The 23,511-nt window shown below is 46.3% G+C and carries 21 protein-coding genes and 1 riboswitch; of the genes, 11 read left to right on the forward strand and 10 right to left on the reverse strand.

Translation table 11 applies throughout. From position 1 onward, the window contains the following. Nucleotides 1-7: 7 nt before the first annotated feature. Nucleotides 8-202, reverse strand: a complete 195-nt coding sequence (gene rpsU / locus QUA36_RS03645; protein ID WP_006632476.1) for a 30S ribosomal protein S21 — start codon at nucleotides 200-202, stop codon at nucleotides 8-10. Between the two features lie 48 nt (nucleotides 203-250). On the opposite strand from rpsU, the gene QUA36_RS03650 reads away from it, so the two are divergent. Next, the gene (locus QUA36_RS03650) at nucleotides 251-397 is read left to right on the forward strand and encodes a hypothetical protein (protein ID WP_333455612.1); all 147 of its coding nucleotides are present in this window, start codon (nucleotides 251-253) and stop codon (nucleotides 395-397) included. Here QUA36_RS03650 and prfB read toward each other — a convergent pair. Together prfB and QUA36_RS03660 are read right to left on the reverse strand one after the other, a co-directional pair. Further along, nucleotides 398-1,514 (reverse strand): peptide chain release factor 2 gene (gene prfB / locus QUA36_RS03655; RefSeq protein WP_333455613.1). Its coding sequence is split into 2 segments (ribosomal slippage): nucleotides 398-1,441 and nucleotides 1,443-1,514, totalling 1,116 coding nucleotides; the frame shifts between segments, so codons are not numbered across the junction. A gap of 66 nt (nucleotides 1,515-1,580) precedes the next feature. Continuing rightward, nucleotides 1,581-2,600 (reverse strand): PCRF domain-containing protein, encoded by a 1,020-nt coding sequence (locus QUA36_RS03660; protein ID WP_333455765.1) that lies wholly within the window; start codon nucleotides 2,598-2,600, stop codon nucleotides 1,581-1,583. A 260-nt stretch (nucleotides 2,601-2,860) separates the two neighbouring features. Here QUA36_RS03660 and QUA36_RS03665 point away from each other — a divergent pair, with 260 nt between their 5' ends. Beyond that, complete coding sequence (locus tag QUA36_RS03665) at nucleotides 2,861-3,169, forward strand: Uma2 family endonuclease (RefSeq protein WP_333166978.1); 309 nt, start codon at nucleotides 2,861-2,863, stop codon at nucleotides 3,167-3,169. Next, nucleotides 3,157-3,597 (forward strand): hypothetical protein, encoded by a 441-nt coding sequence (locus QUA36_RS03670; protein ID WP_333455616.1) that lies wholly within the window; start codon nucleotides 3,157-3,159, stop codon nucleotides 3,595-3,597. The genes QUA36_RS03665 and QUA36_RS03670 overlap by 13 nt, the downstream gene beginning before the upstream one ends. Nucleotides 3,598-3,695: 98 nt before the next feature. On the opposite strand, the gene QUA36_RS03675 is transcribed toward QUA36_RS03670, so the two are convergent. Continuing rightward, the gene (locus QUA36_RS03675; RefSeq protein ID WP_333455618.1) at nucleotides 3,696-5,279 is read right to left on the reverse strand and encodes a tetratricopeptide repeat protein; all 1,584 of its coding nucleotides are present in this window, start codon (nucleotides 5,277-5,279) and stop codon (nucleotides 3,696-3,698) included. Between the two features lie 249 nt (nucleotides 5,280-5,528). Then, on the reverse strand, nucleotides 5,529-6,257 hold the full coding sequence (locus QUA36_RS03680) for a Bax inhibitor-1 family protein (RefSeq protein WP_333166984.1): 729 nt from the start codon (nucleotides 6,255-6,257) through the stop codon (nucleotides 5,529-5,531). Between the two features lie 550 nt (nucleotides 6,258-6,807). Here QUA36_RS03680 and QUA36_RS03685 point away from each other — a divergent pair. After that, the gene (locus QUA36_RS03685; protein ID WP_333455620.1) at nucleotides 6,808-7,137 is read left to right on the forward strand and encodes a PEP-CTERM sorting domain-containing protein; all 330 of its coding nucleotides are present in this window, start codon (nucleotides 6,808-6,810) and stop codon (nucleotides 7,135-7,137) included. Between the two features lie 84 nt (nucleotides 7,138-7,221). Here QUA36_RS03685 and QUA36_RS03690 read toward each other — a convergent pair whose 3' ends face one another. Next, the gene (locus QUA36_RS03690) at nucleotides 7,222-9,411 is read right to left on the reverse strand and encodes a VWA domain-containing protein (protein WP_333455622.1); all 2,190 of its coding nucleotides are present in this window, start codon (nucleotides 9,409-9,411) and stop codon (nucleotides 7,222-7,224) included. Nucleotides 9,412-9,445: 34 nt separating this feature from the next. Next, nucleotides 9,446-10,654 (reverse strand): HAMP domain-containing sensor histidine kinase, encoded by a 1,209-nt coding sequence (locus QUA36_RS03695; RefSeq protein ID WP_333455623.1) that lies wholly within the window; start codon nucleotides 10,652-10,654, stop codon nucleotides 9,446-9,448. A 284-nt stretch (nucleotides 10,655-10,938) separates the two neighbouring features. Here QUA36_RS03695 and QUA36_RS03700 point away from each other — a divergent pair, with 284 nt between their 5' ends. Next, the gene (locus QUA36_RS03700) at nucleotides 10,939-12,276 is read left to right on the forward strand and encodes an ArsB/NhaD family transporter (protein WP_333455625.1); all 1,338 of its coding nucleotides are present in this window, start codon (nucleotides 10,939-10,941) and stop codon (nucleotides 12,274-12,276) included. Between the two features lie 135 nt (nucleotides 12,277-12,411). On the opposite strand, the gene QUA36_RS03705 is transcribed toward QUA36_RS03700, so the two are convergent. After that, nucleotides 12,412-13,605, reverse strand: a complete 1,194-nt coding sequence (locus tag QUA36_RS03705; RefSeq protein ID WP_333455627.1) for a sensor histidine kinase — start codon at nucleotides 13,603-13,605, stop codon at nucleotides 12,412-12,414. Between the two features lie 169 nt (nucleotides 13,606-13,774). Then, nucleotides 13,775-13,987: riboswitch (cyclic di-AMP (ydaO/yuaA leader) on the forward strand. A 99-nt stretch (nucleotides 13,988-14,086) separates the two neighbouring features. Between QUA36_RS03705 and ntrB the strand changes: the two genes are divergently transcribed. The 4 genes from ntrB to QUA36_RS03725 all read left to right on the forward strand — a co-directional run bounded on the left by ntrB (nucleotide 14,087) and on the right by QUA36_RS03725 (nucleotide 18,399). Continuing rightward, on the forward strand, nucleotides 14,087-14,935 hold the full coding sequence (ntrB, locus tag QUA36_RS03710) for a nitrate ABC transporter permease (protein WP_333455629.1): 849 nt from the start codon (nucleotides 14,087-14,089) through the stop codon (nucleotides 14,933-14,935). 146 nt (nucleotides 14,936-15,081) lie between these two features. Further along, nucleotides 15,082-16,512 carry an ABC transporter substrate-binding protein gene (locus QUA36_RS03715; protein ID WP_333455631.1) on the forward strand — a complete coding sequence of 477 codons (1,431 nt, stop codon included), beginning with the start codon at nucleotides 15,082-15,084 and terminating at the stop codon, nucleotides 16,510-16,512. A gap of 215 nt (nucleotides 16,513-16,727) precedes the next feature. Further along, nucleotides 16,728-17,567, forward strand: a complete 840-nt coding sequence (locus QUA36_RS03720) for a nitrate ABC transporter ATP-binding protein (protein ID WP_333455633.1) — start codon at nucleotides 16,728-16,730, stop codon at nucleotides 17,565-17,567. Nucleotides 17,568-17,613: 46 nt separating this feature from the next. Beyond that, a complete protein-coding gene (locus QUA36_RS03725) occupies nucleotides 17,614-18,399 on the forward strand; it encodes a universal stress protein (protein WP_333455635.1) in 786 nt (261 codons plus the stop codon). A gap of 211 nt (nucleotides 18,400-18,610) precedes the next feature. On the opposite strand, the gene QUA36_RS03730 is transcribed toward QUA36_RS03725, so the two are convergent. Together QUA36_RS03730 and QUA36_RS03735 are read right to left on the reverse strand one after the other, a co-directional pair. Beyond that, a complete protein-coding gene (locus QUA36_RS03730) occupies nucleotides 18,611-18,829 on the reverse strand; it encodes a hypothetical protein (RefSeq protein WP_333154753.1) in 219 nt (72 codons plus the stop codon). A gap of 211 nt (nucleotides 18,830-19,040) precedes the next feature. Then, nucleotides 19,041-20,984 carry a S9 family peptidase gene (locus QUA36_RS03735; protein ID WP_333455638.1) on the reverse strand — a complete coding sequence of 648 codons (1,944 nt, stop codon included), beginning with the start codon at nucleotides 20,982-20,984 and terminating at the stop codon, nucleotides 19,041-19,043. Between the two features lie 79 nt (nucleotides 20,985-21,063). Here QUA36_RS03735 and QUA36_RS03740 point away from each other — a divergent pair, with 79 nt between their 5' ends. Together QUA36_RS03740 and QUA36_RS03745 are read left to right on the forward strand one after the other, a co-directional pair. Next, entirely contained in the window at nucleotides 21,064-21,987 is a 924-nt protein-coding gene (locus QUA36_RS03740) for a nucleoside hydrolase (protein ID WP_333455640.1), read from the forward strand. Nucleotides 21,988-22,124: 137 nt separating this feature from the next. After that, a complete protein-coding gene (locus QUA36_RS03745; RefSeq protein ID WP_333455642.1) occupies nucleotides 22,125-23,483 on the forward strand; it encodes a DUF3370 domain-containing protein in 1,359 nt (452 codons plus the stop codon). Nucleotides 23,484-23,511: the final 28 nt, after the last annotated feature.

The following is a 23,511-nucleotide window of genomic DNA, read 5'->3' on the forward strand; positions in this document are numbered from 1 at the left end:
AATAATTCTAGGGTTTGTTGTTGCGGTGGAAGCGTCTCTTAGTCCTTCTGGCAATAGCTTTGCGCTTCTGCTTTTCCAACGGGGTTTCAAAGTGGCGGTGCTTTCTCATGTCGGGGAAAATACCCGCTTTGGAAACTTGTCGCTTAAACCGTCGTAGGGCTGACTCAATCCCTTCATTTTCGCCTATTACAACTTGGGTCATTATTTCTCCTTAGTGTTTGTCAGATCAAGTTTTATCATATCAAGCTTTTTGACCGCGCGACCTGTTGGAGGTCGGGCGATCGACCAAAACCCAAAAATCATACCAGAAAATTGGTTCGTAGTGAGGAATGCAAGTCCTGCTTTTTTGCGGACTGAAGTCCTCATTGACTACTGTCAACTGACTACTGACTACTGACTACTGACTACTGACCAACTGATTTTCCTGCCGCAGGTAAGCTTGAATAAACGGCTCTAATTCGCCGTTCATCACATCTGCGATGGCGGTTGTTTCCACTCCAGTACGCAAATCCTTGACCATTTGGTATGGGTGAAAAACATAATTGCGAATTTGGTTCCCCCAAGCCGCCTCCACCATATCGCCGCGAATCTCGGCAATTTCCGAAGCCCGCTGTTCCTTAGCAACCACCAACAGTCTAGCCTTGAGTAATGCCAGAGCTTTTTCCTTATTTTGCAACTGACTGCGTTCTTCAGTACAGCGGACGGCCAAACCGGTAGGAAGGTGAACGATGCGGACTGCGGTTTCTACCTTGTTAACGTTTTGCCCGCCCTTGCCGCCAGCGCGGGAAGTCGTGATTTCCAAATCTTTTTCTGGAATGTCCAACTTGACGGATCGATCGAGAATTGGCATCACTTCAACGCCTGCAAAACTGGTTTGACGCTTGTCGTTAGCATTAAAAGGCGAAATTCTGACCAAGCGGTGAGTGCCTTTTTCCGATCGCATATAACCGTAAGCGTAACGGCCGACAATTTCCAAAGAAGCCGATTTAACACCTGCTTCCTCTCCCTCGGAAATTTCCATTAAATGTACTTTGTAACCTTGACTTTCCCCCCAGCGGGTGTACATCCGCAGCAGCATTTCTGCCCAATCTTGAGCATCTGTGCCGCCGGCGCCGGCGTTAATCGTCAAAACAGCGCCGCCTTCGTCGTAGGGCCCAGATAGTAATTGTTGCAGTTCCCACTGGTCGAGTTCGCGGGTTAACTGAGAAAGACTCGATGAGGCTTCTTGGAACAGGGACTCGTCGGCTTCTAACTCCAGCAGTTCTAAAATAGCTTTAGCATCTTCCAAGCTAGTTTGCCAGCCGCGATATTGGTCTAAATGAGATTTGAAGTCATTAAGTTCTTGGAGGGTTTCTTGAGCTCGATCTTGGTCGTCCCAAAATGCTGGTTGGGCGCTGATTTGCTCTAAGTCTTGAATTTTGGCTGTGAGTGCGGGGATGTCAAAGATAGTCCTGGGTTGCACCCAGTCGATCGGACAAAGTTGCGATATTGTGTTTGATGTCTAGAACTTCCACTGTGAGTTCTCCTACTTGTGGGCTGTATTTTTGAGTTTAGCTGAAATGTTGCTCTAAATGTGCAAATCAATTTTTCAGCAGCACACCAGCTTTGATAAACGAGTCAAGTTTGCCATCGAGCACCTCGGCGACGGCTGTTGTTTGGATTCCTGTACGCAGATCCAAAACTTTGCCCTGGTTCGCGCTGTCGCTGACAAATTGATATTCCCGAATTGGTTGGTTAAGGGCTGTTTTTAGGATCTCGCCCTGAATATCTGCAAGCTGTTGAACTCCTTGTCTTTGCATAATAGCAAACAGTTTGCTGGTGAGAACGGGCAAAGCCATTTCTCTATTTTGCAATCGACTCCGCCCCTCCCCAGATATTGCAGAAATACCAGTAGGAACATGAACAATCTTCACCCAATCTGAGACTTTCACAGAAAGCAGGTAGGGAGAAGGCAAGATTATTAATTCTAAATCCTGCTGTGGAATCTCCAGTTCCACATACATGGGCACCACTTCCACCGTCGCTAAACTCGCCTGCTTTCTGGTAATATTAAAAGGCGATGTACGTTTCAGTAGATGCACTCCGGTTTCTGACTTTAGATAGCCGTAAGCGCAACGTCCGTCTATTGCCAAAGTTGCAGAATTAATTCCTCTATCTGTCGATGGCGACTCTTCAACTAACCTAACTCTATAGCCTTGGTTGTGTCCCCAACAACAGTACATTTTCAGCAGCATTAGTGCCCAGTCTGGAGCATCTAGGTCATCTATTGCTGCATTAATTATCAGGTAGGCTCCATTTTTGTCGCAAGGCCCGCTCAACAATTGCTCTAATTCACACTCTTCGAGAGAGCAGTTAAGTTGAGCTAAATTAGTTTGAAGTTCTTGCTCTAATTCCTCGTCTGCTTGAAAGTCGAGTAATTCCAGTGCTGCTGTAGCATCTGCCAAAATTGTTTGGCACTGGTTGAGTTTTGCCTGGTAGGATTGGAGTGCGTCTAGTTCTTGGAGTAGCCGTTCGCCTGTATTGATGCTTTTGCCCGATTTGGGTTGTGCTGCTAGCTGTTGTAACTTTTGGCTCTCGGCGGTTAATGCTGAGCTAAAGATAGTCTTGTAGACCCGTTAGGCGATCGGACAATGTTTCGATGTTGTGTTTTATGTGTAGAATTTCCACGGTTAGTCCTCATGGTTTTGAAGTCTTTTACAAATTGTAGCTGAAATTAGGATAATTCAACAAAATGTTATTGTTTCTTCGTAATTAGATATCCTGCGAACCTGTTGAATTGAAAATTTTACAGCATTAAAAATTAAAAAAAAGTTGCTATAATCTAAAATCAGGTTAACGATCTCGATGGAAGTTAACTGCTATGATTTCCCCAGAACTAAAATTAAGCTTGCCGTCCACCGAAGACCTGCCCTGTTCGGATGATACGGCTGTGGATAACGAAGACCAGAATCTGCTACCCAACCTATTGTTGTTTGTCCTGACTAGCATTTGGTCGGCTCGCATGGATTGGTACTTTGGGGTGGATATGGCGGTGTATCACACCACAGGAATCAGTCCCAAAGTGCCTGTTCCGACGGGTTTCTCAGTTTGGGGGTGGAGCGCCGAAAAGGAGGCAAATCTCGCCGCAGCTATGCTGTTTGGGAAGAAAACGAGGTTGTGCCGATCGTAGCATTGGAAATGGTGTCTCACAAACCCGGTGGAGAGTACGACGAGAAAATGTCGATTTATGCCGGGTTAGGAGTTTTGTACTACATTATTTACAACCCCGAATTTTGGCGGCGCGATCGACATCAACCGTTTGAAGCCTACAAGCTGATTGACGGCCAGTACCGGCAGCAGATTGGCGAACCCTATTGGATGCCAGAAGTGAAACTGGGCCTAGGGCGATCTCAGCAAGTTATTGGGGGGATCGAGCAAGAAATTTTGGTGTGGTACGACGAGTCGGGAAATGCCTATCCCTTGCCGGATGCAGCGGCGGAGCAGATGCGCGAACAGTTGAGGGTAGAACGACAGCGAGCTGAGGTTCAACAGCAACGAGCCGATCGCCTAGCTGAGTATTTGCGATCGCAAGGGATCGATCCCGATAACCTGCCTTAATCGTGACATGAAATGCGATCGGCTTCACCGCATTCTTCCTTCTTTCTTGTGACAACAGTCAACAGTCAACAGTCAACAGTCAACAGTCAACTGACTTCTTAGATATACTGCGAACCTGTTGAATTGAAAGTTTTACCGCATTCGTGAGCACATACGTCCAACCTTTTAGAACAGGAAAAACTTTTTGTGAGGTCTTCGCGAAACCAATCTCTGGCGATCGCATCTTTCACCGATTGAGTTCTGAGAGAATTAAAGCCATTTCCGTACTTTTCAATTAAAGCCAGCATTTGCGGTCTGTAAGTGTGGTTATAAATAGCGTATTTAGTGTGGCTTACCCAACAGCAAGGCCAGAGTTCCGCTTCAAAACTGATGAAAATCTCTTGGCTGGCTTGAGTTTGGCAGCTAATTTCTACATTTCGGTAGTAATTGTTTAGGCTACCAAATTTTTCTACAGCTTGGATAAATTGGTCTCCCTGGGGATTTTTATATTGTTCCAACGATGGGGGTTGGAGTTCTTCGCTGGCTGGCTTTGATGGGACAGAAGGAGTTGTTTCTGGTGCTTGAGAGGTTTCGATAGCTATAGCTTGATACCAAGCATAATTGGCTTTTTCTGGTTGCCCCAACTGCGTCAACACTTGAGCTAAATTGCGATAAGCTCCGGCAAAATTGGGTTTAAGCTCGATCGCCTTTTGGTAATAAGCACTAGCTGGCTGCCACTGTTGCTGTTGAGCATAAAGACTGCCGACATTAGCATAAACTTCTGGAAAATTAGGCTGAATTTTAAGTGCCTTGGCGTAACAATCTGCTGCTGCTTGCATCTTCCCCAAACCTTGAACAGCATTGCCTAAAGTTTTCCAGGCTGCTGCAAAATTAGGTTGAATTTTTAGGGCTTGTTGGCTGGCTGCGATCGCCTCTGATAGCTTTCCTTGTTTCAAGAATTCCTCAGCTTGTCGGTGGAACTGAAGCGCGGCCTGTTCTTGATGCTGAGGGTCTGCTAAATTAGCTGTTACTGGTTGGTTGGGGCGATCGCTCTTGGCATCTACCTGAGAGTTTTCTGCCTTCTGGGGCTGTTGACTTGCGGACTCTTTGTCATAAATCTCTTTCGCCACAAAACGAGAGGTTGCTTTCGGTACAAACTCGACAAATCCTAATTGTTGGGCTAAATCCCGCGCTGCTTCTACTTGGTGCTGGTTGTGTTCAAATATCAAGTAATGCCATACAGCTTTTCCACCTGCTTGGATAAAGGCATTAACAGACTGCATTATCCTGTCCCAGTTGGTATTTTGGCGGTAGATGCTGTTAGTATCAGCCAACCCGTCGATACTAAAAATTACGCGATCGTGTTCTCCTGTCATCGCCTTTGCCAGGGCTTGCCACCAGTCTGGATTGCGTCCGCTACCGTTGGTGTACAGGGAGATATGAGGAACTCCCATGCGGTGCAAATACTCGATCGCCGGAATTGTGGTATTGCTAGTCATAGCATCGCCGTAGTTGCCGCACATATACACCAAATCCAACTGAGAGCAAAACTCTTGTGGGAAAATTCTCTCAATATCCTCCATCTTTAATTCCGCCCCCGGCAAAATCGGGTTGCCGGTGCGGGGACACTGGGGACAAGCTGCATTGCACCGGGAGGTAATTTCTACGCTGACTCTCCTGATATCTTCATATTTTAAGTACATGAGTTTTCCCCAATTAATTTGTGATTAATATTGAAATCGCGATCGACACAATTAGATAGCAAGAGTTTTGATTGAGTGATTAAAGATTAAAATTATACCTTATGTCTGTCGGCTGTGAACATGATATAAGTTTTTTGTATGAGGGACAGAGGAAACGAGGACGACTATCTTGATTCCAAATCTTAATAAAAAAAACCGCGGCCGGATGTCTATCGAGCCGCAGTTTTTTTTAATAAGCTAAAGTTTCAATTAATCCCGGCCGTTGAGAGCAATCAGCAGGCGGAGAATAAAGATGAACAAGTTGATGTAGGTCAAGTACATCGACAGAGCAGCGGGCAAATACTGGTCGTCGCGGTAGCTGCGGGGTAATATGTAAAAATCGACGATCGCAGCGCCGGCAAATATAAACACGCCGATGCCAGAAATGCCAATTTCCAACCAGGTTGGGGTGTAGACGCCAAAGAGAGCGAGCAGAAACTGACCGCCAACGACGACTAACAAAGCAATCACACCTAAACTGATAGTTTTGGTGAGGGCCATGCCGTCTTGTTCAGAAAGGTTGGAGCCAATTTGGCGGGCAGCGATAAAGGTAATGCCACATCCGAGGGCGGCAAAAGCGATGCCGGAGATGCCGACGCCTTGGGTTCTGAGGGCTGTAAATACCAATCCGCTGAGGGTGTAGCCGGAAAGCAGACTGTAGGTTGCCAGCAGGGGCAAAGCGGTGTTTTTGTTGCCTTGTTCGGCGGCACCGCGGGCGATGAAGAAGAGAATTAATTCTACGACGATCGCGGCAATGAATGTGGGAAAGAAGATCGCGGGATAGTTACGAATCACTCCCAGGCCCCCGTAGGTGCCGACAGCAGTTAAGACAAGTCCGCCGCCCACGAAGGGGAGAGCGTTGGAGATGACGTTGGGGCCTACTAGCGCGTGGTTTTTGGCCTCGCGCACGGCTTCGCGGAAATTGCTAGTGTTACTCACGAGGATTTACCTAATTTTGACTGAGAATTGCTATCTATCATTTTGACAGCTTTACACTGTGTTTGCAAAACCTGAAAGAGTTTAAAGATTTGATAAAGAACAGGGGTGAAATCACTCCAAAGCACGGATCGATTGTTTATAATCGACTGCGTACAGGTCTGTGCCGTGTCGCTGTCTCGCACCGTTGCGCGTTGCGGCAAAGCTATAATTGAGGTTAAAGGGCCGGCGCTATATGTGGCCAGGGGCCAGCTTAAAGTCCATCAAATCGCAGATATAGCTAAAGTCAATCAATTTTGGATGGGGGATTTACGATTGGGGATTAAGCAGTATATGCTAGAGGCAGGGGCCACAGTTGATTTTAGGTTTTTGATTTGCGACTTAGTTGAAAGTAGGGACTAGAAACTTCAATAATATAAAATAAATATAAAATCTAAAATCTAAAATCTAAAATCGGTTCCGTTAATTGCTAAGGTAGCTCATACAGAGCCTACCCAGAAACTTAATAAATAGATCGAGTTCTATAGACAAACTGCTAAATAGGTAATTTCCAATGCCCACATTTTTTGAACGCAAATTATTGCCACCTACAGCCGGAATTTTATTGGCTGCCGCCGCCGTTATTTGCGGCGGTCAAGCTGCCGTTGCAGATAATGTCGGAGCCGTTTCTACCGCTACTTCAGGGCAGGGTTCAGAATATTTGCTCCTGGCCCAGAATAGCGGTCAACTCCCCCAAAGTACAACTTCTTCAACCCCGAACCGGGGGACGGCAAACCGCGTGCCTCTGCCCGTAAGAATTCCTGAGCCTTCGGCGGTGGTAGGGTTGGGTTTAGTTGCGGGTTCGCTGGCGCTGAGTCGCCGGAGAGTGAGAGTTAAAAATTAGACTTTTTTGGCAAAAAGTCTAATTTTTGGATTTTTAACAGCAGATAAACGCGAATAAACGCAGATAAATGTGGCTATCAGGATTTTAGCCGATCGCGTCGCGCAGAGCATTTTTAGTCATAGCTGCGATCGACTGTTCGGTAGCTTTCGGCAAGTGATAGTATTTCCCTCCAGAAGTCTTGGCCAATTCCTTTGCAAAGCCAGTCGAAATAAACTTGCTCTCGGTATCAATCACCAGCAACTGCATTCCCAACCCACGAATTTTGGCAGCAATTTCTAACAATTCTTTCTTAATATCAGGCTTTTCTCCATCTACAATCGGTTCGCCCAAAGAACGAGCCAAAGGAATATTACCGCGTCCGTCAGTAATGGCGACAATCGCCACTTGACCGATATCTCCAGACTGACGCGCGTTGACTCCCACCCGCACTGCTTGAGTCAAACCGTGGGCCAGGGGGGAACCGCCTCCGCAGGGCAACCGTTCCAAACGCTTGCGGGCTAAGGCTATCGAGCGAGTCGGCGGTAGCAGCACTTCTGCTTGTTCTCCGCGAAAGGGAATGAGAGCAACTTGGTCGCGGCTTTGATAAGCTTCTGTGAGTAGCTGCATGACTGCACCTTTGGCGGACTGCATCCGGTTGAGGGCCATCGAACCCGAAGCATCGACGACAAATACGACTAAAGCTCCAGCTTTTCTGGCCAAGCGCTTCGCCCGAATGTCTCCCTGCTCCACAAATACACGGCGCTGAACCCCCTCTTGCCCCCCCTTGCTAAGGGGGGGTTGACTCGCCTGTTGCCCCCCGTTAGCAAGAGGGGGTTGACTCGCCTGTTGCCCCCCCTTGGCAAGGGGGGGTTGGGGGGGGTTAGAATTCCTGTCGCGGCGGGCTTTTTGGTAGGGTGCGGCGGCTCTGAGGGTGGCGTCAACGGCGATGCGGCGGACGGGGCCTTTGGGTAAAACTGGCTTGACGTAACGGCCTCTATCTTCCGAGAAAATGGTGCTGCGGCTGCCGGATTTGCCTTGTTTGTTGGCGGATTGTTGGGCGAATAAAAGCACGCTGGGGTCGAGAATTACGCCTTCGGGGTCGAATAGAAATTCTTCGGGAATGGTATCTTTTTCTGGTTCTTCTTCAGGTTCCGGGTTGTCTTCATCCTCTTGGTCTTCTTCGTCTTCTTGTTCGTTTTCTGGTTCGTCTTGTTCTTGTTCTGACTGCTTTTGGGGAGGCGGTGGGGGGGGAGGAGGAGGAGAGTTTTCGTCTGGGGGAGTTTGGATGATGGTGGCGCGGGGTACGATGACTAATTCTACGGCGCGGCGCAGGTCTTCGGCGTTAACTTCTGTGCGTCCTTCGATGGCGGCGGCGGCTTTGGCGACGCGGACTGCGAATATTTCGGCGCGGTGTCCTTGAACGCCACCCCGGATGGCTTCTTCTACTAGGTAGGCAATTTGTTCGCGTTTAATGCTGACATCTTTGAGCCATTCTCGGGCTAGGATGATTTGGGTTTTGAGGTTGTCGGTGTCTTCGCTGTATTGATTGAGAAATTCTTGGGGGGAGCTGGAGTAGGATAAAGCTTGTTCTACTGCATAGACTCTTTCTTCTAGTTCGAGTGCTGCGTCGGCTGAAAGTACGATCGCGATGCGATCGAGCAAATGTTCTCTCAGCGGCCCTTCTTCGGGGTTGTAGGTGGCGATAAATAGAGGTTTGCAGGGGTGTTGAAAGCTAATGCCTTCGCGCTCTATTTGGTTGCGTCCTTCGGTTAATACTGTTAGCAATTGGTTGGAAATATTGTCATCCAGGAGGTTAATTTCGTCTACATAAAGTACGCCTCGATTTGCTTGGGCCAAGAGTCCTGGTTGAAATACAGTTTGACCGAATTTTACTGATTGTTCGACATCGACGGAACCTAAAAGTCTGTCTTCGGTGACACCCAAAGGAATTTGAATAAATGGTGTGGGAATTATTTCAGTAGTTGGGGAATTACTATCGGTGGTGTGGACATCTTGCCCGCCATTTTCTGGTAACAAGCCTGATGCCTGTTGGGCAATATTTTCATTAGGTTCGGCGTTGCAAAAAGAATCTTTAACAATTTCAATGGGTGGCAGTAAGGAGTGCAAGGCGCGAGCCATTACTGATTTTGCTGTGCCGCGGCGGCCTGCGATCGCAACTCCTCCCAATCCGGGATCGACTGCTGCTAACAGCAGGGCCAATTTGATTGCTTCTTGCCCGACTACGGCGGTGAGGGGAAAGGCTGTGGTGGAAGGGCTAAGGTTGGCTGCGGGCATAGGATTTTCGGATGTAAAAATTTGAACTTAATGTTTAGCTTACTTCTTGGAGTATTTTAACTTCTTGCGGCAGAATCACGGTAAAAGTTGAGCCGACTCCTATTTCTGATACTAGCTCGATTTTGCCTTGCAGCAGCGTGACGAGCCGCGATACTATTGCTAATCCCAGGCCAGTGCTTTCGGTGGGAAAGAGCTGTTTGCCTGCTTCTCCTGCTTGAAAGAAGGGGTCAAAGATGCGGTTTGTATCTTCGGGGGCGATGCCAATGCCGGTATCTGTAATTGCGATCGCCCAATTTCCTTCTTCAGCAGGGTAGCAACTTAATTCGATGCTACCAGATTCTGTATAGCGAATGGCATTGCTCAGCAGGTTGATCAGAATTTGTTGCAGCCTCTGTCCGTCGGAGATTACTTGTGTTGGGCCGCAGTCGCTGGTAACAGCGAGCTTTAGTCCTTTAGCATCAGCAATTGGCTGCATCATTTCTACTACGGTGTTAATTACCGATCGTACATTAGTTCGCTGCAGGTTAAGTTTAATTTTTCCGGCATCGGCGCGAGAAAGTTCTAGTGTGTCATTAATCATGCGAAGCAACTGTCTCCCGTTACGCAATACTCGCTCGATGTGTTCGATGCCGGGGAGGGTATCTTTGACTTCTGATTGCCATTTTTCTTTTCGCAGGAATAGTTCGGAATAACCAATAATTGAGTTGAGAGGAGTTTTGAGTTCGTGAGCCAAATGGTAGACGTTTTCTTGATGGACGCTGACAAGGCGAGAGAGTTCTTGATTGGTGAGTTGTAACTGAGTTTGAATTTGTTGAAGTTCCAGCAGCCTCTGAGCAACGTAGCTATTAAAACACTGGGCAATTGCTTCGTCTACTACGGCATCTATCAGCCGAAAAGCTCTGAATACGTCGGTGGTGGTTCCTGCTAGCAAATCTGCTTCTAATTGGGAGAATATTACTTGACGCAATAAGTGGTATTCGCGGGCTACTTCTGCGGCGTCGTAGCCTTGTTCGGCTCTGAGAAATCCGTGATCTAAACTGGCTTCTATTATTACTTTTATTTCGCTGTGTTGATATTGGGAAAGCACTGTGGCCATCGCCGTCAGCAGGTGAGGTATGTGATTCTCGATTGCTGAGTGCGGTAAGGCGTCAGCGCTTTCAATTTTCCGATCCTGACGAACTGCTTCAATCCAGTTTTGGACGATAGTATCGGTTTTTTCGGCGAGCACTTGGCTGTAGTCCATGATTTCTGCGTCGTGGGGGTTGAGTTTGGCAGAGATTGCCCATGCTTCATTCTAGTTGAGCGATCGCCCGATCGCCATACCAAACTTCTGGCGATCGCGACCCTCCCAAAAGAAGTAGTTTTGAGGTAATTTTTTGCCTGTGCCGGATCTCTCTCTAGGGGTTGATCCCAGCTTGTTGCTAGGATAATCAGCCGTTTAACCTATTGACAGAAGAGCCATAAAGTAGTAGAGTGCCTCACACTAATAGTTTTTAATTTTAAGTTTTAATTTGTTTAGGTAAATAAATGGAAAACGTGCAAGCTGCGATCGCTACGGCAACATTTATATGTGTAATTTTCTTAATAATTACAGAATGGATACACCTCACAGTTGCGGCATTTCTGGGAGCGGTGATTCTGGTTTTTACCCACGTGATGACGTTAAACAACGCGATCGAATATATCGGTCGAAGTCACGCCACCCTGGGCTTGTTCTTCGGAGTCATGGTAATGGTGAGAGCCTTTGAGCCTACCAAAGTATTCGACTACTTGGCAACTCAAATGGTGCTTTTAGCAAAAGGCAAAGGCAAAAATCTCTTGCTGGGTATTGTCGCGATTACTACGCCACTTTGTGCAGTTTTGCCCAATGCCACGACAGTCATGCTGCTAGCACCATTAATTCCGCCAATGGCAGAAGAAGTCGGTGTAGATTTTGTGCCGTTACTGATTTTAATGGTATTTGTGGCTAACAGTTCGGGACTGCTGACACTCGTGGGCGATCCGGCGACATTCATTGTCGGCGATGCTATTAACATGAGCTTTGCAGATTACCTGGTAAAGTTAAGTTTGGGCGGGGTAATTGCCGTAGCAGTTATATTAGTTATGTTGCCTTGGCTGTTCCGAGAAATTTGGAACAAAAAATTAGACGATTTGGAACACTTGCCGCACCCAAAAATCAATCACCCGCGAGTCTTAGCAGTGGGCGGTGTAATTATAGCTTTCGTGCTGACATTTTTTGTAATAGGAGAGTCGCTGCCGGTGCCTATTTCACCGGCAGCGATTGCTTTGTTGGGGGCTGCTTTGGCAATGCTCTTAGCTCACCATTCCCAACTTGATTCTGTTAATAATATTTTGCGGGATTTAGATTGGAGCACGTTGCTATTTTTTATGTCTATCTTTGTGCTGATTGGCGGTTTGGAAAAAACCGGAGTAATCGGCAATATATCTGGAATATTAGCAGTAATTTTAGGTAAAAATATTTTTCTGGGTTCTTTAGTTTTGTTATTTTTTGTGGGTTTGATGTCGAGCGTGGTGCCAAATATTCCGCTGGTAGTGGCGATGGTGCCGCTGCTAAAACAGTATGTTGTCAATATCGGGATGGCACCAGCAGAGGTGCTGGCTCCGGATTTTGCAGGGCAGTTTCCACCTGCTGTGCTGCCACTGTTTTATGCGATGATGTACGGAGCAACTTTAGGCGGAAACGGCACTTTGGCAGGAGCTTCTTCTAATATAGTGGCGGCGGGAATTTCTGAACTGCACGGGCGCCGGATTTCTTTTCAAACTTTTCTGCGTTACGGGCTGCCTGTGATGGCGTTGCAATTGGTGGCTGCGGCTGTTTATGTAACTATTCGGTTTCTGATTTGAAGAAGTCATTAGTCATTAGTTATTAGTCATTAGTCATTAGTCATTAGTTATTAGTCAACAGTCAACAGTCAACAGTCAACAGTCAACAGTCAACAGTCAACAGTCAACAGTCAACAGTCAACAGTTAACAGTAATCTAAACTCCATCCAATTCTAAGGGGAAAATTACAGTGAAGGAGGTGCCAACTCCTACTTCAGAAACTAATTCGATTTTACCTTGCAAGAGGTTGACTAATCGAGCGACAATTGCTAGCCCTAAGCCGGTACTGTCAGGCATCACAGAACCCAGGGAGTTGTTTGCCCGAACAAATGGCTGAAAAATCCGATCGCAGTCTTCTGAAGCAATGCCAATGCCTGTATCGGTGATGCAGATACTCCAATGTTGGTCTGGCAATAATTCGGTTTTTATGGTAATAGTACCAGCTTGGGTGTAGCGAATGGCGTTGCTCACCAAGTTGGTGATAATTTGCTGCAAGCGCAAGTAATCTGTCATAACTTGATCGAGAACCGGATCGCACTCAAGGGCGATCTCTAAATTTTTTGCTTTGGCCAAAGGCTCGATTATTTCGACAACAGTGCCGATCGCCGATTGCACATTTGTCGCAGTTAGCTGCAATTTTATGCGTCCCGTGTCGTACCGCGAGATTTCGAGAGTATCGTTAATTAATCTAAGTAATAGTCTGCCGTTGTTGAGGACTTTATCAATATGTGCCAAATTGGGAGCCGAATCTTTAACTCTAGGATTGTTTATTTGGCGCAAAAACAATTGTGAGTAGCCAATAATAGAGGTGAGGGGGGTTTTCAATTCGTGAGCTAAGTGAGATATATTCTCTTGACTGGCGCGAAGTAAGCGACTCAGCTCTTGATTTGTAAGTTGCAATTGGTTTTGCAACTCCTGTAGTTCTTGAAATCTTGCCTGCGTATAAGTTTGGAAACAGTCAGCAATTGCTTCGTCGAGGGCAGTGTCAATTAAGCGATAAGCTCGGTTCACTTCAGCGCCTGAGCCTTTTAGCAATTCTGGCTCTAAAGCATCGAAAATTACCCTCCGCAGCAAGCGGTATTCCCGCGCAATTTCTTCGGCATCGTAGCCTTGTTGTGCCCTGACACTCCCGTGGTCAAAACTTTCTTGTATGACTGCCCGAAAGTCGCTGTCTTCTGATTCGGACAGCATAGTTACGATCGCTTGCAGTACGATGGGAAGGCTGTCGCGCACGGAATCGTAGGTGAGTTGCTTGGCGGTGCCGATTTTCTCGTCGCCCCGAACAGCTTCGATCCAGTTTTCGGTAATTATATCAATTTTATCTTGTAGGGATTGGCTAAAATCTATCATTGCTTTTATAGAAATCAAGTAAGTGATCGTATTTTATATTTCTAGATTACTTTAATAATTAACTTTTTGAATTTTCTCTCAACTTTTGGGTTCTGCCGCACTCAAATAGCTACTCCTAAAGACATATTGACAATAGAATAAGCTCGTGATACGTTATGTTAAATTGGCTTAAAAAGTCAAGCCTAATTCAGCACTGCGCGATCGAACCAAGCGTGTGGCTGGAGCGGAGGAACCAATTTTCGGGGCGAATCTCTAGAGAATTAAAAAGCAAAGTTAAAAATTGCCAAATTAGAGTGTAATTTTGGATTTTGAAATCTTTAGAGAAGGACATCTCTCAGTCCTAGCCCGTCAGCTAACTTCGCAGGCATTGAGAAGAGACTGAAAAGCCAACTTTCTGAACAAGATAGTTTGGCTTCGTCAGTGTCTCAGGTTGGTATTGTTCAAGATTCTTGTACCTGCCCTGACTCTGAAGGAGTTTGAAATGTTCATACAGCTTAATTTATCTGCGATCGCAGTTGCAGGAGTTGCAACGTGGAAGCGGGTAAAACCCGTTGTCATCCGAGATGCAGTTTTGTTGCCGGCGGCTGGTTTTTTGGGAATTCTTGGTGTGTGGTGGATTGTTGCCAGCTTCAAAAGCGATTTGATTCCCACTCCGTATCAGGCGTTAGTCGCTAATTTAGATTACATATTGCATCCATTTTACCAGCGCGGGCCTGGAGATTTAGGCATTGGCTGGCTGCTGCTAGCAAGTTTGCGTAGGGTGTTGGTGGGATTTTTTCTGGGTGCAGCAGTTGCGATTCCCGTGGGATTTCTCATCGGGATGTCGAAACCAGCAATGATGGCGCTCAATCCGCTGATTCAAATCTTCAAACCAGTGTCGCCGCTAGCTTGGCTGCCCATAGCTCTATCAATTTTTAATTTAGCAGATCCGTCGGCAATTTTTGTCATATTCATTACGTCTTTGTGGCCGACAATTATCAACACAGCTTTGGGAGTTTCTAGCGTTTCCAAGGATTATCTGGATGTGGCGCGAGTGTTGGAAATGCCGCGCTGGAGGCGGATTACCAAGATAATTTGGCCTGCAAGTTTGCCATATATTTTTACAGGTTTGCGGATTAGTTTGGGGATTGCTTGGCTGGTGATTGTGGCAGTGGAAATGCTGACAGGCGGCGTGGGAATTGGCTTTTTTGTCTGGGATGAGTGGAGCCGTTTGAATCTGAGTTCAGTATTTTTAGCGGTGTTTGTAATTGGCATAACTGGATTGTTGCTCGACGCTGCTGTTGACAAAGTTCAGGAATTAGTAACGCATCGATCGATCCAGAGTCATTAGTCATCAGTCATCAGTCATCCTCATCTCTTGACATTATCTGCGTTTATCTGTGTTTATCTGCCTTAAATCTGCGGTTGCTCTATCGAGCGAAGATTTAGGCAATTGCTCGTCTATTAGTCATGGCCAATTCTTTAATCTAAAATGGTATGAGTGACAAGTTTGCCCATGAATGGAACCGCCGAGAGTTTTTGCAAGGAATGGGAGCGGCGGCGGCGGGAATGGCTTTATCTAGTTGTGGAATTAGCGCGGATCGATCGGCAAAAGGACTCACAGAAGAAGCCTCAGCCGTAAAGCCGGTTGTCGATTCCCGAACATTAGAAAAACCAAATTTAACCGTAGGATACGTGCCGGTTAACGATTGTGCACCATTTGCGATCGCCTGGAAAAAAGGTTTTTTCCGCAAATACGGTTTAAACGTCCAACTCAACCGCGAAGCAAGCTGGGCAACCTCCCGCGACGGCCTAATCTTCGGCCGCCTCGACGCCTCCCCAGTCGTATCCGGCGCCGTCACAAACGCCCGAATTGGCGCGGAAGGAGCGCGGCAGGCACACCTGTGCGCGGCAATGACAATTCACCGCCACGGCAACGCCATGACGATGAACAAAGCTATGTGGGATTTCGGTTTGCGCCCGTGGCACGAATACAACGGCAATTTTGAAGAATTTGGCAAACAATTTCGAGCCTTTTTTGACAGTCAGCCGCCGGAAAAAAGAGTTTGGGCTGTGGTTCTGAGTTCTGCGATTTACGAATACTTTGTCCGCTACATATCGGCGGCTGCGGGTGTCGATCCGTTCAAAGAATTTCGGGTAATTATTGTGCCGCCGCCGCAGATGGTAACTAATATCAGGATTGGCGCGATGCAGGCTTACATGGTGGCAGAGCCTTGGAATACGCGGGCAATTCAAGGCAATTTGGGAGTGGGTTTTACCTTCGTGCAAGGCAAGGAAGTTTGGCTGGGACATCCCGATCGCCTTTTGGGAGTAATGCAATCATTCATTGAGGAAAATCCGAAAACTTATTACTCGCTGGTTAAGGCAATGGTGGAAGCTTGTCAGTATTGCAGCAAGCCGGAAAATCGCAGTGAAATATCGGCGCTGCTGACTGAGCGATCTTTTACGGGGGCGAAACCGAAAAAAGGGGCGATCGACAAATTTACGCGACCGGCAATAGTTGGCAACTACAACTATGGAGGGTTTGACGAAAAAGACCGCACCCTACAATCGGAAGATGCAACTATTTTCTATGACATTCCTAAGAATTTGCCTCAAATACCGGGAAATCATTCAACATTTATGTGGCAATCTCAGAGTATTTGGTTGATGACTCAAGCCGCTCGCTGGGGACAGATTAAAGAAGTTCCAAAAAATGCTGAGGAATTAGCTAAAAAAGCTTGGAGAACCGACCTTTACCGCAAGATTGTTGCCGAAATGGCGATCGATTGTCCCCAGGAGGATTACCAGGTGGAACCTGCGGAACTTTTCATTGATAAAAAGGCTTTCGATCCGAGCGATCCGGTGGGTTATGTGAATAGTTTTGAAATTCGAGCCAACCGCCCTCAGTCTTTTTTTCAGTCTTAATCTTTGAGATTTGCTGTCTTCCTTCTACATTCCTCGCGTTCCCCCCTAGCTCCTCGATCCCCCCTTAGCTTGCCCCCTACTCCCCCTTAATAAGGGGGGAACCGGAGCGTTCAAAGTCAACCCCTACTCCCCTTATTAAGGGGGATTTAGGGGGATCGAGACTCAGCTACAAGCGAGATATACAATAACCCATAAACAATTACCAGGAACGTCAGATGACTCAATATACTGCTGCTTCAATCAACACCAATAGCCAAAACCCCAACTCCTCTGAATTTCTGGAAATAGACAATTTGTTCAAGTCGTATAAAAATGCTGACGGTACAGAATTTAGCGTCTTGGAAAATATCAATTTAAGTATTGGAGAAAACGAATTTATTTCGGTTATCGGTCACTCTGGATGTGGTAAATCTACGCTGCTAAAAATAGTGGCAGGTTTGGAAAAACAGAGCGGGGGAATGGTGACACTGGAAGGAAAAGAAATTCGCAAACCGGGAGCCGATCGCATGATGGTATTTCAGCACTACGGATTGCTGCCTTGGCTGACGGTGCGGGAAAATATTCGGCTGGCAGTTGATGAAGTTTTGCAAAGTCTTAGCCGTCCTGAGAAGATTAGCCTTGTCAACGAACACCTAGCAATGGTAAACTTAACGGCAGCAGCCGATAAATATCCAGACGAAATTTCAGGAGGCATGAAACAGCGGGTTGGGATTGCACGAGCTTTGGCGATTCGACCGAAAATGTTATTAATGGACGAACCGTTTGGAGCGCTGGATGCTCTGACTCGCGGCAAGTTGCAGAAACAGGTGCTGGATATCTGGGAAAATCATAGACAAGCTGCAATGATGATTACTCACGATGTGGATGAAGCTATCTATATGTCCGATCGCATTGTGCTGATGACAAACGGCCCGGCTGCGACGATAGGTGAAATTTTGTCAGTGCCGTTTGCGCGCCCGCGCGATCGCCAAGAGTTGCGGGAATCCCAGGAGTATTACGAACTCCGCAACTATGCTTTGAATTTTCTCGATCGCTACTTTACCCAAGACGAATAACGCCCGACGGACAGACCAAACAATTCACTTAAGAGAGGTCAAGCCTGTGAATCTCAAAACAATGTTAGCGCGTTTTGAAAGTGCATTGGGATGCCAAAATTTAGCAGAAGAAATGGTGTTGCTGCCGGAGCCACAAGTGCAAGGTTCTAAGAAATCAAAAGTTACAAAACAGGCAAAAAGTATCAATTTTATTGTCGGTTACAACAGTTCTCCCAAAAGTCAAACAGCTCTGGACATTACCCTTTGGATGGCGCATCAAACTCGTTTAGTAACAACGAAGGAAGTCACGGTTCAAGTTGTCTACGTAATCGACGAATCGCAAAAAAGTTATCGCGAAGATACTTGCAAAGTTGCTGTGGGAAATGCCTTGGCTGCACAGCAGAAAGTGTCGGATTTAGAGGAAACATTCGCCCTTAATTGTACAGTACCTGCGATCGCTTTACCAACCGAAATTCCATCGGTATCCCAGCCAAAAAATTGGATAGAGCCGGATTATTTCCCAGCAATTTATGGTCAAAATAATGAGTACGAGGTAGCAGATAAGTTGCTGTGGCAAGCGCGCTGTTTGGCTGAGGAATGGCGCGGTTTATTCAAAGCTCATTTACGCATCGGGCGGGTTGCTACAGAACTGAGAAATGTGGTTGAATTAGAATCAGCAAATTTACTGTTTTTGGGCTGTTGTTCTGGCAACCATCGGCTGGTTAGGGAACTAGGCAATAATTTTCCGTGCTGCGTACTTGGGATTCCTTCGGCACTCAGCTATCACATGGATGTTCAGCCTGAAGAAAGTTTGAGCAAGTTACAGTTGGCGACAACTATACCTGCACGTTAAACTTGTTCACTCGTTGGGCCAGAATCTAATTATGTAAGGTGCAGCGCACCCTACGACTATAATTCGCGCGCCCAACCTTTTTTTGCGTAAATTCTGTATCGATCAAAAATTAAAAATAGTTTCCTCGCTCGAAGTCCTAATGATGAGACAATTAGGACTTTTTTTGATTGTTGATATTTTTAAAATGGTCGTAAAATAAAATTATCGGCACTTACCTGATCATAGACAATTCGTTAACTAATTTAATCTTTCCCCGGCACACAGAGCGCAGCAGGCGATCGATGGAGCGTTTGTCTTCCTCAGTCAAAGTTTCGTCAAAAATAGCAGCCATCAAACCGTACCTATCGGCTAGAGTAATGTAGCCATTTTGATTCACTTCGGCAAACAGCTCGCCCAAAGCAGATGGAATCAGGTGGACAGGAGTTTGCATAGTAATTGACTCTCTACTCGACGATCGCGCGATCGGGCGTTTCTGCATTAAAAAAGGCGATCGCACTATAAAATTTTAAGCTGTATTGCCTTTCAAGATGTGATAGTAAACAGCAAAATTTGTGAACAAAATCACAGTAAAATTTTGTGAATTATGATATAGCTTGCAGGTGCGTTTTAGGGAAAACCGAGCAACTGCAAACTAATGTTTTCTAAAGATTGAAAATCACCACTTCCTCCACAGGTTCAGCTAACTCAAACTTAAACACCCGCGAATAGAAATAGAATTCGCCGTCAAGAGTTCTTTTGATATTTTCAGCGCGGCGAAAACCGTGCTGTTCCCCTTCATAAGCAACATAAGCAACCGGCAAACCTTTAGCTTTCAATATCTCTACCATCATTTCCGCTTGATTAGGCGGAACCACTTTATCTTCTAATCCTTGAAAGAAGATAACGGGACAAGATAAACGTTCGGCGGAATGAATCGGCGAACGAGCTACATACAAATCTTTTCTTTCAGGATAAGGCCCAATCAATCCATCCAGATAGCGCGCTTCAAACTTGTGAGTATCCGTTGCCAAAGCTTCCAAATCGCTAACTCCATAATAGCTCGCACCGGCCTTAAACACATCGCGGAAAGTAAGAGCGCACAGAGTGGTGTACCCCCCTGCACTGCCTCCGGCGATCGCCATTCTTTCGCCATCAACTAAACCTTTCTGAGCTAAATATTTAGCACCGTTAGCGCAGTCGTCAACATCGACAATTCCCCAACTATCTTGCAGTCTTTTTCTGTATTCTCGGCCGTAACCAGTGCTGCCGCCGTAATTAACATCGAGCACGGCAAAACCGCGACTCGTCCAATATTGAATTTTCAAATTCATGCTGCTAGAAGTAGCAGCAGTTGGGCCACCGTGACTTTTGACGACAAGCGGCGGTTTTTCACCCGCAGGTGCTGCGAAATCTTGATTTTTCGGGGGATAGAAGAAACCGAAAGCAGTCAAATTGTTTTCCGTGGGAAATTCGATAGGTTCCGGTACTGAAAGATAACCCGGATTGATGCTTAAATTGCTCGATTGACGCAAGATTTCTAGTTTGTTTGTTGCTAGATTTAGTTGTACAATAGCAGTAGATGCAGTCGGCGAACTTGCCAGAAAAATAACAGTTTTTCCCCGCGCTTTGACCGACGAAATATCAGTGTAAGGCGTGTCAATTGTTGTCAAATGCTTTGTCGTTAAATCAAGACTCGCTAAATACCACAGGCCTTGCTGAGTGTAGGTGCAAATAATTTTGCTTTCCGAGACGACAGCATAAGTAGACATTCCAAAAACCCACTGGGGAAGCCCGAATTCAGCCGCCATTTCGCACAGAGGTTCAACCTCTTGCTGTTCCCTCGGCAAGCGGGGATTGACGGTTCTATAGAAATTCCACCAGTTCGACTTGTCAGAAACAAAATACAAAACTCCATCGGGCGCCCATTCCGGTTGAAAAATCGACTCATCAACCCCGCCAGCAACTAAATATTTTTCACCTAAAGAACCGTCAGAATTAATTTCTGCTACCCACAATTCTGTGCCATCCCACGGCATATTTGGATGGTTCCAACAAATCCAGGAAAGTAGAGAAGCATCAGGACTCAAACGAGGGGAAGCATAAAAATCATTGCCCTGAGTTAAGATTTGAATATCTTCGCCGTTATCTAAATTAATGCTAACAATAGTATTGACAGGTTCGCCCTCGCCTGCATAGTCTTCGCGCACGCAAATCAGGCGATTTCTCTGCTTGTCAATTATCACATCTGCATAGCGACAATTAGCAGCAGGAGTCAGAGGTTCGGGTTGAGAATCTAATGTTTGAGAATAAATACGTTGGTCGGCAAAATGAGAAAAATAGACAACACCGCCACCAACTGCAAAAGCAGCGCCGCCGTATTCGTGAACGCGAGTGCGAACATTAAAAGGATGCGGTGTCACGTCGTTGATTGTACCGTCAGGAGTGCGCCGCACGAGGACGCTTCTTCCCGCTTCCGAAGGCCTTCCCTCAACCCAGTAAATATCATCGCCGTCAATAGCAATTTGTCCGAGCCCGACAGTTCCAGAAACAATTAAATCGGAAGAAATAGGTGATTTCCAAGAGCCGTAAGGTGATACTGTATTCATATAGTTGAGGCAGTTGTGTTTCTGGCACAAAAAAATTAATATTTGTACTTTACACTAATTCAGTCACCGGGGAAGCAAAATGTCCAAAAAACTCGTACTAATGGATCACGACGGTGCAGTTGACGACTATCTCTCCGTCGTGTTGCTGATGACAATGGAGGAAGTCGAAACTCTGGGAGTAATTGTAACTCCTGCGGACTGCTACATTCAACCGGCGGTGAGTGCAACGCGCAAAATTCTCGATTTAATGGGGCGTTCAGAAGTTCCGGTAGCGGCGAGTACGGTGCGGGGACTAAATCCATTTCCGGTGTTATTTCGGCGAGATTCCTTTGCAGTCGATCGACTTCCCATTCTAAATGAAAAAGGAACCATTGACACGCCGTTAATATCAGAACCCGGACAAAACTTTATGGTGCGAGTTTTGCAAGACGCAGCCGTACCAGTCACATTAATAGTAACTGGGCCGTTAACAACAGTAGCGCAAGCTTTAGATATCGCGCCAGAAATTGAAAGCAAAATTCAAGAAATTGTGTGGATGGGAGGCGCCCTCAATGTTATCGGCAATGTTAGCAAAGATATGGAACCCGGACAAGATATGTCGGCGGAATGGAATGCTTACTGGGACCCGATAGCAATCGAGAGAATTTGGCAAACCCAAATTCCCGTTGTCATGTGTCCTTTAGACATCACGAATAATGTACCGCTGAATGTAGAATTTTCCAATCTCTTAGCAAGACAGCGCAAATATCCAATTTCCGACTTAGCAGGACAGTGTTATGCCCTAGCAATATCTCAAGATTACTATTTTTGGGACATTTTGGCAACTGCTTATTTAGCGCATCCAGACTTTTACCAACTGCGAGAATGGGAAACCGAAATTATTACCGAAGGCATCAGCCAAGGACGCACAAAAGTTAAAATAGGAGGGCGAAAAATTCAAGCAATGGATAAAGTAGACACCGCCAAATTTTACAATTACATATTAGAACAGTGGGCGAGGTAAAAAATCACAATATCTGCTATAAGCGAGCAAAATCTCCGTACAAAACCCGCCCAGACGCCAATATTTACGGGTTCTTATCTTCCCTCTCTTCCTCTGCGCCCTCTGCGCCCTCTGCGGTAAAAAAACTCCTCTAAAAAATGCTGCCAATTCTATCAATCATCCCCTTAGCCCAAACCCCTTCCGCACCTCAAGAAATCCTCCAAATCCAAGAAGTGCGACCACTCCCCGGACAGTTAGACAACATACCAGTATTTAACAGCAACAGTCCCGAATTAGTGCTGCAAGAAGGAATTTTGCTTTCGACATTTCCCCCAGATGGTAAAAGATTTCCGGCGGCACATTTAAACTTTCCGTTTCAAGGACGTTTCGACATATTTGCCCACCACATAGCCCGCGCACCTTCCCCGGAAGATTTGCGAACATTGTATCAAGGAGTAATTGTTTATAATCCTGGCAATAAACCTGTAACATTAGATATATTGCAAGCTGCGAGTTATCTCAGTCAACCCGATGCACCTTTTATTGAATTGCCGCCGCAAGTCGATAATTCAAACAGTAATATTTACGCAGGGCCGGGAAGTCGCGCTGTGAATGATATTCTCAGAGGAAGGAGACAGTCTGACTTTGAGCCGCGGTTAATTATTCCACCGGGAAAAAGCCAACTGTTGATGAATCATCCGATACCGGTGCGGGAATTGGTACCGCCGCTAAACGGTCGATCGACCTTGATGCGGTTGCGGAGCGATGGTATAGTCTATGTTGCCAGTCTGGCGATGTTTGCCAGAGTTGATGCACAGGGAAACGGACAGGGAAACGAGCGATCGCCCAATTTAGCAGAATGGCAAAACTTATTAGACAATAGTAATATAGCCGGGCCGCGCGATCGAACTCCCACACCGCCCGAAATCACCGAAGGTCAAATAATTTACGGCCGAGTTGCCGGTGTAGCATTAGGTTCAGAATGGCGAGCACTTATCTCAGACAACCCCGCCACATCAAGCCTAGCAATTCCCCAACCCGGAACAGCATTTTCCTACCCATTAAGCAGTCTCCCGCGCGGAATGCTGGGAACAAATCAAGTGCAAAGTGCGAGGATGCTAGTCCGCTACCCAGATACAGCATACCGCGCCCACGGCAATTACGGAATTCAATACAGTCTCAGCTTGCCACTGTACAATTCTACCAGCAAAAATCAAACTGTAACTGTCGCAATTCAAACTCCAATTAAGACAGACAAATTAACTTCAGGAGGACTTAGTTTTTTAGAACCTCCGGCACCTCAAACTTTTTTTAGGGGGACTGTCAGAGTGCGCTATACTGACGACAATAAAGTGCCTCAAACTCGCTACGTGCATTTAGTCCAGCGGCGGGGACAGCAGGGGGAACCGTTGGTAAAATTAGAGATGAAATCGGGAGAAAAGCGACTTGTAGAAGTGGATTTTATTTATCCACCCGATGCGTCGCCGCCGCAAGTTTTGACAGTGAAAACAAATTAAATTTGATTTTATTTGAACTTGTTTGAGA

The organism is Microcoleus sp. Pol10D4, assembly GCF_036701555.1.
Taxonomy (GTDB): Bacteria; Cyanobacteriota; Cyanobacteriia; order Cyanobacteriales; family Microcoleaceae; genus Microcoleus.

Bases quoted from the DNA above. Each gene is read 5' to 3' on its own strand.
- rpsU (WP_006632476.1), bottom strand. From the start codon at position 202: ATGACCCAAGTTGTAATAGGCGAAAATGAAGGGATTGAGTCAGCCCTA.
- QUA36_RS03665 (WP_333166978.1), top strand. From the start codon at position 2,861: ATGATTTCCCCAGAACTAAAATTAAGCTTGCCGTCCACCGAAGACCTG.
- QUA36_RS03675 (WP_333455618.1), bottom strand. From the start codon at position 5,279: ATGTACTTAAAATATGAAGATATCAGGAGAGTCAGCGTAGAAATTACC.
- QUA36_RS03685 (WP_333455620.1), top strand. From the start codon at position 6,808: ATGCCCACATTTTTTGAACGCAAATTATTGCCACCTACAGCCGGAATT.
- QUA36_RS03690 (WP_333455622.1), bottom strand. From the start codon at position 9,411: ATGCCCGCAGCCAACCTTAGCCCTTCCACCACAGCCTTTCCCCTCACC.
- QUA36_RS03695 (WP_333455623.1), bottom strand. From the start codon at position 10,654: ATGGACTACAGCCAAGTGCTCGCCGAAAAAACCGATACTATCGTCCAA.
- QUA36_RS03700 (WP_333455625.1), top strand. From the start codon at position 10,939: ATGGAAAACGTGCAAGCTGCGATCGCTACGGCAACATTTATATGTGTA.
- QUA36_RS03705 (WP_333455627.1), bottom strand. From the start codon at position 13,605: ATGATAGATTTTAGCCAATCCCTACAAGATAAAATTGATATAATTACC.
- ntrB (WP_333455629.1), top strand. From the start codon at position 14,087: ATGTTCATACAGCTTAATTTATCTGCGATCGCAGTTGCAGGAGTTGCA.
- QUA36_RS03715 (WP_333455631.1), top strand. From the start codon at position 15,082: ATGAGTGACAAGTTTGCCCATGAATGGAACCGCCGAGAGTTTTTGCAA.
- QUA36_RS03720 (WP_333455633.1), top strand. From the start codon at position 16,728: ATGACTCAATATACTGCTGCTTCAATCAACACCAATAGCCAAAACCCC.
- QUA36_RS03730 (WP_333154753.1), bottom strand. From the start codon at position 18,829: ATGCAAACTCCTGTCCACCTGATTCCATCTGCTTTGGGCGAGCTGTTT.
- QUA36_RS03735 (WP_333455638.1), bottom strand. From the start codon at position 20,984: ATGAATACAGTATCACCTTACGGCTCTTGGAAATCACCTATTTCTTCC.
- QUA36_RS03740 (WP_333455640.1), top strand. From the start codon at position 21,064: ATGTCCAAAAAACTCGTACTAATGGATCACGACGGTGCAGTTGACGAC.
- QUA36_RS03745 (WP_333455642.1), top strand. From the start codon at position 22,125: ATGCTGCCAATTCTATCAATCATCCCCTTAGCCCAAACCCCTTCCGCA.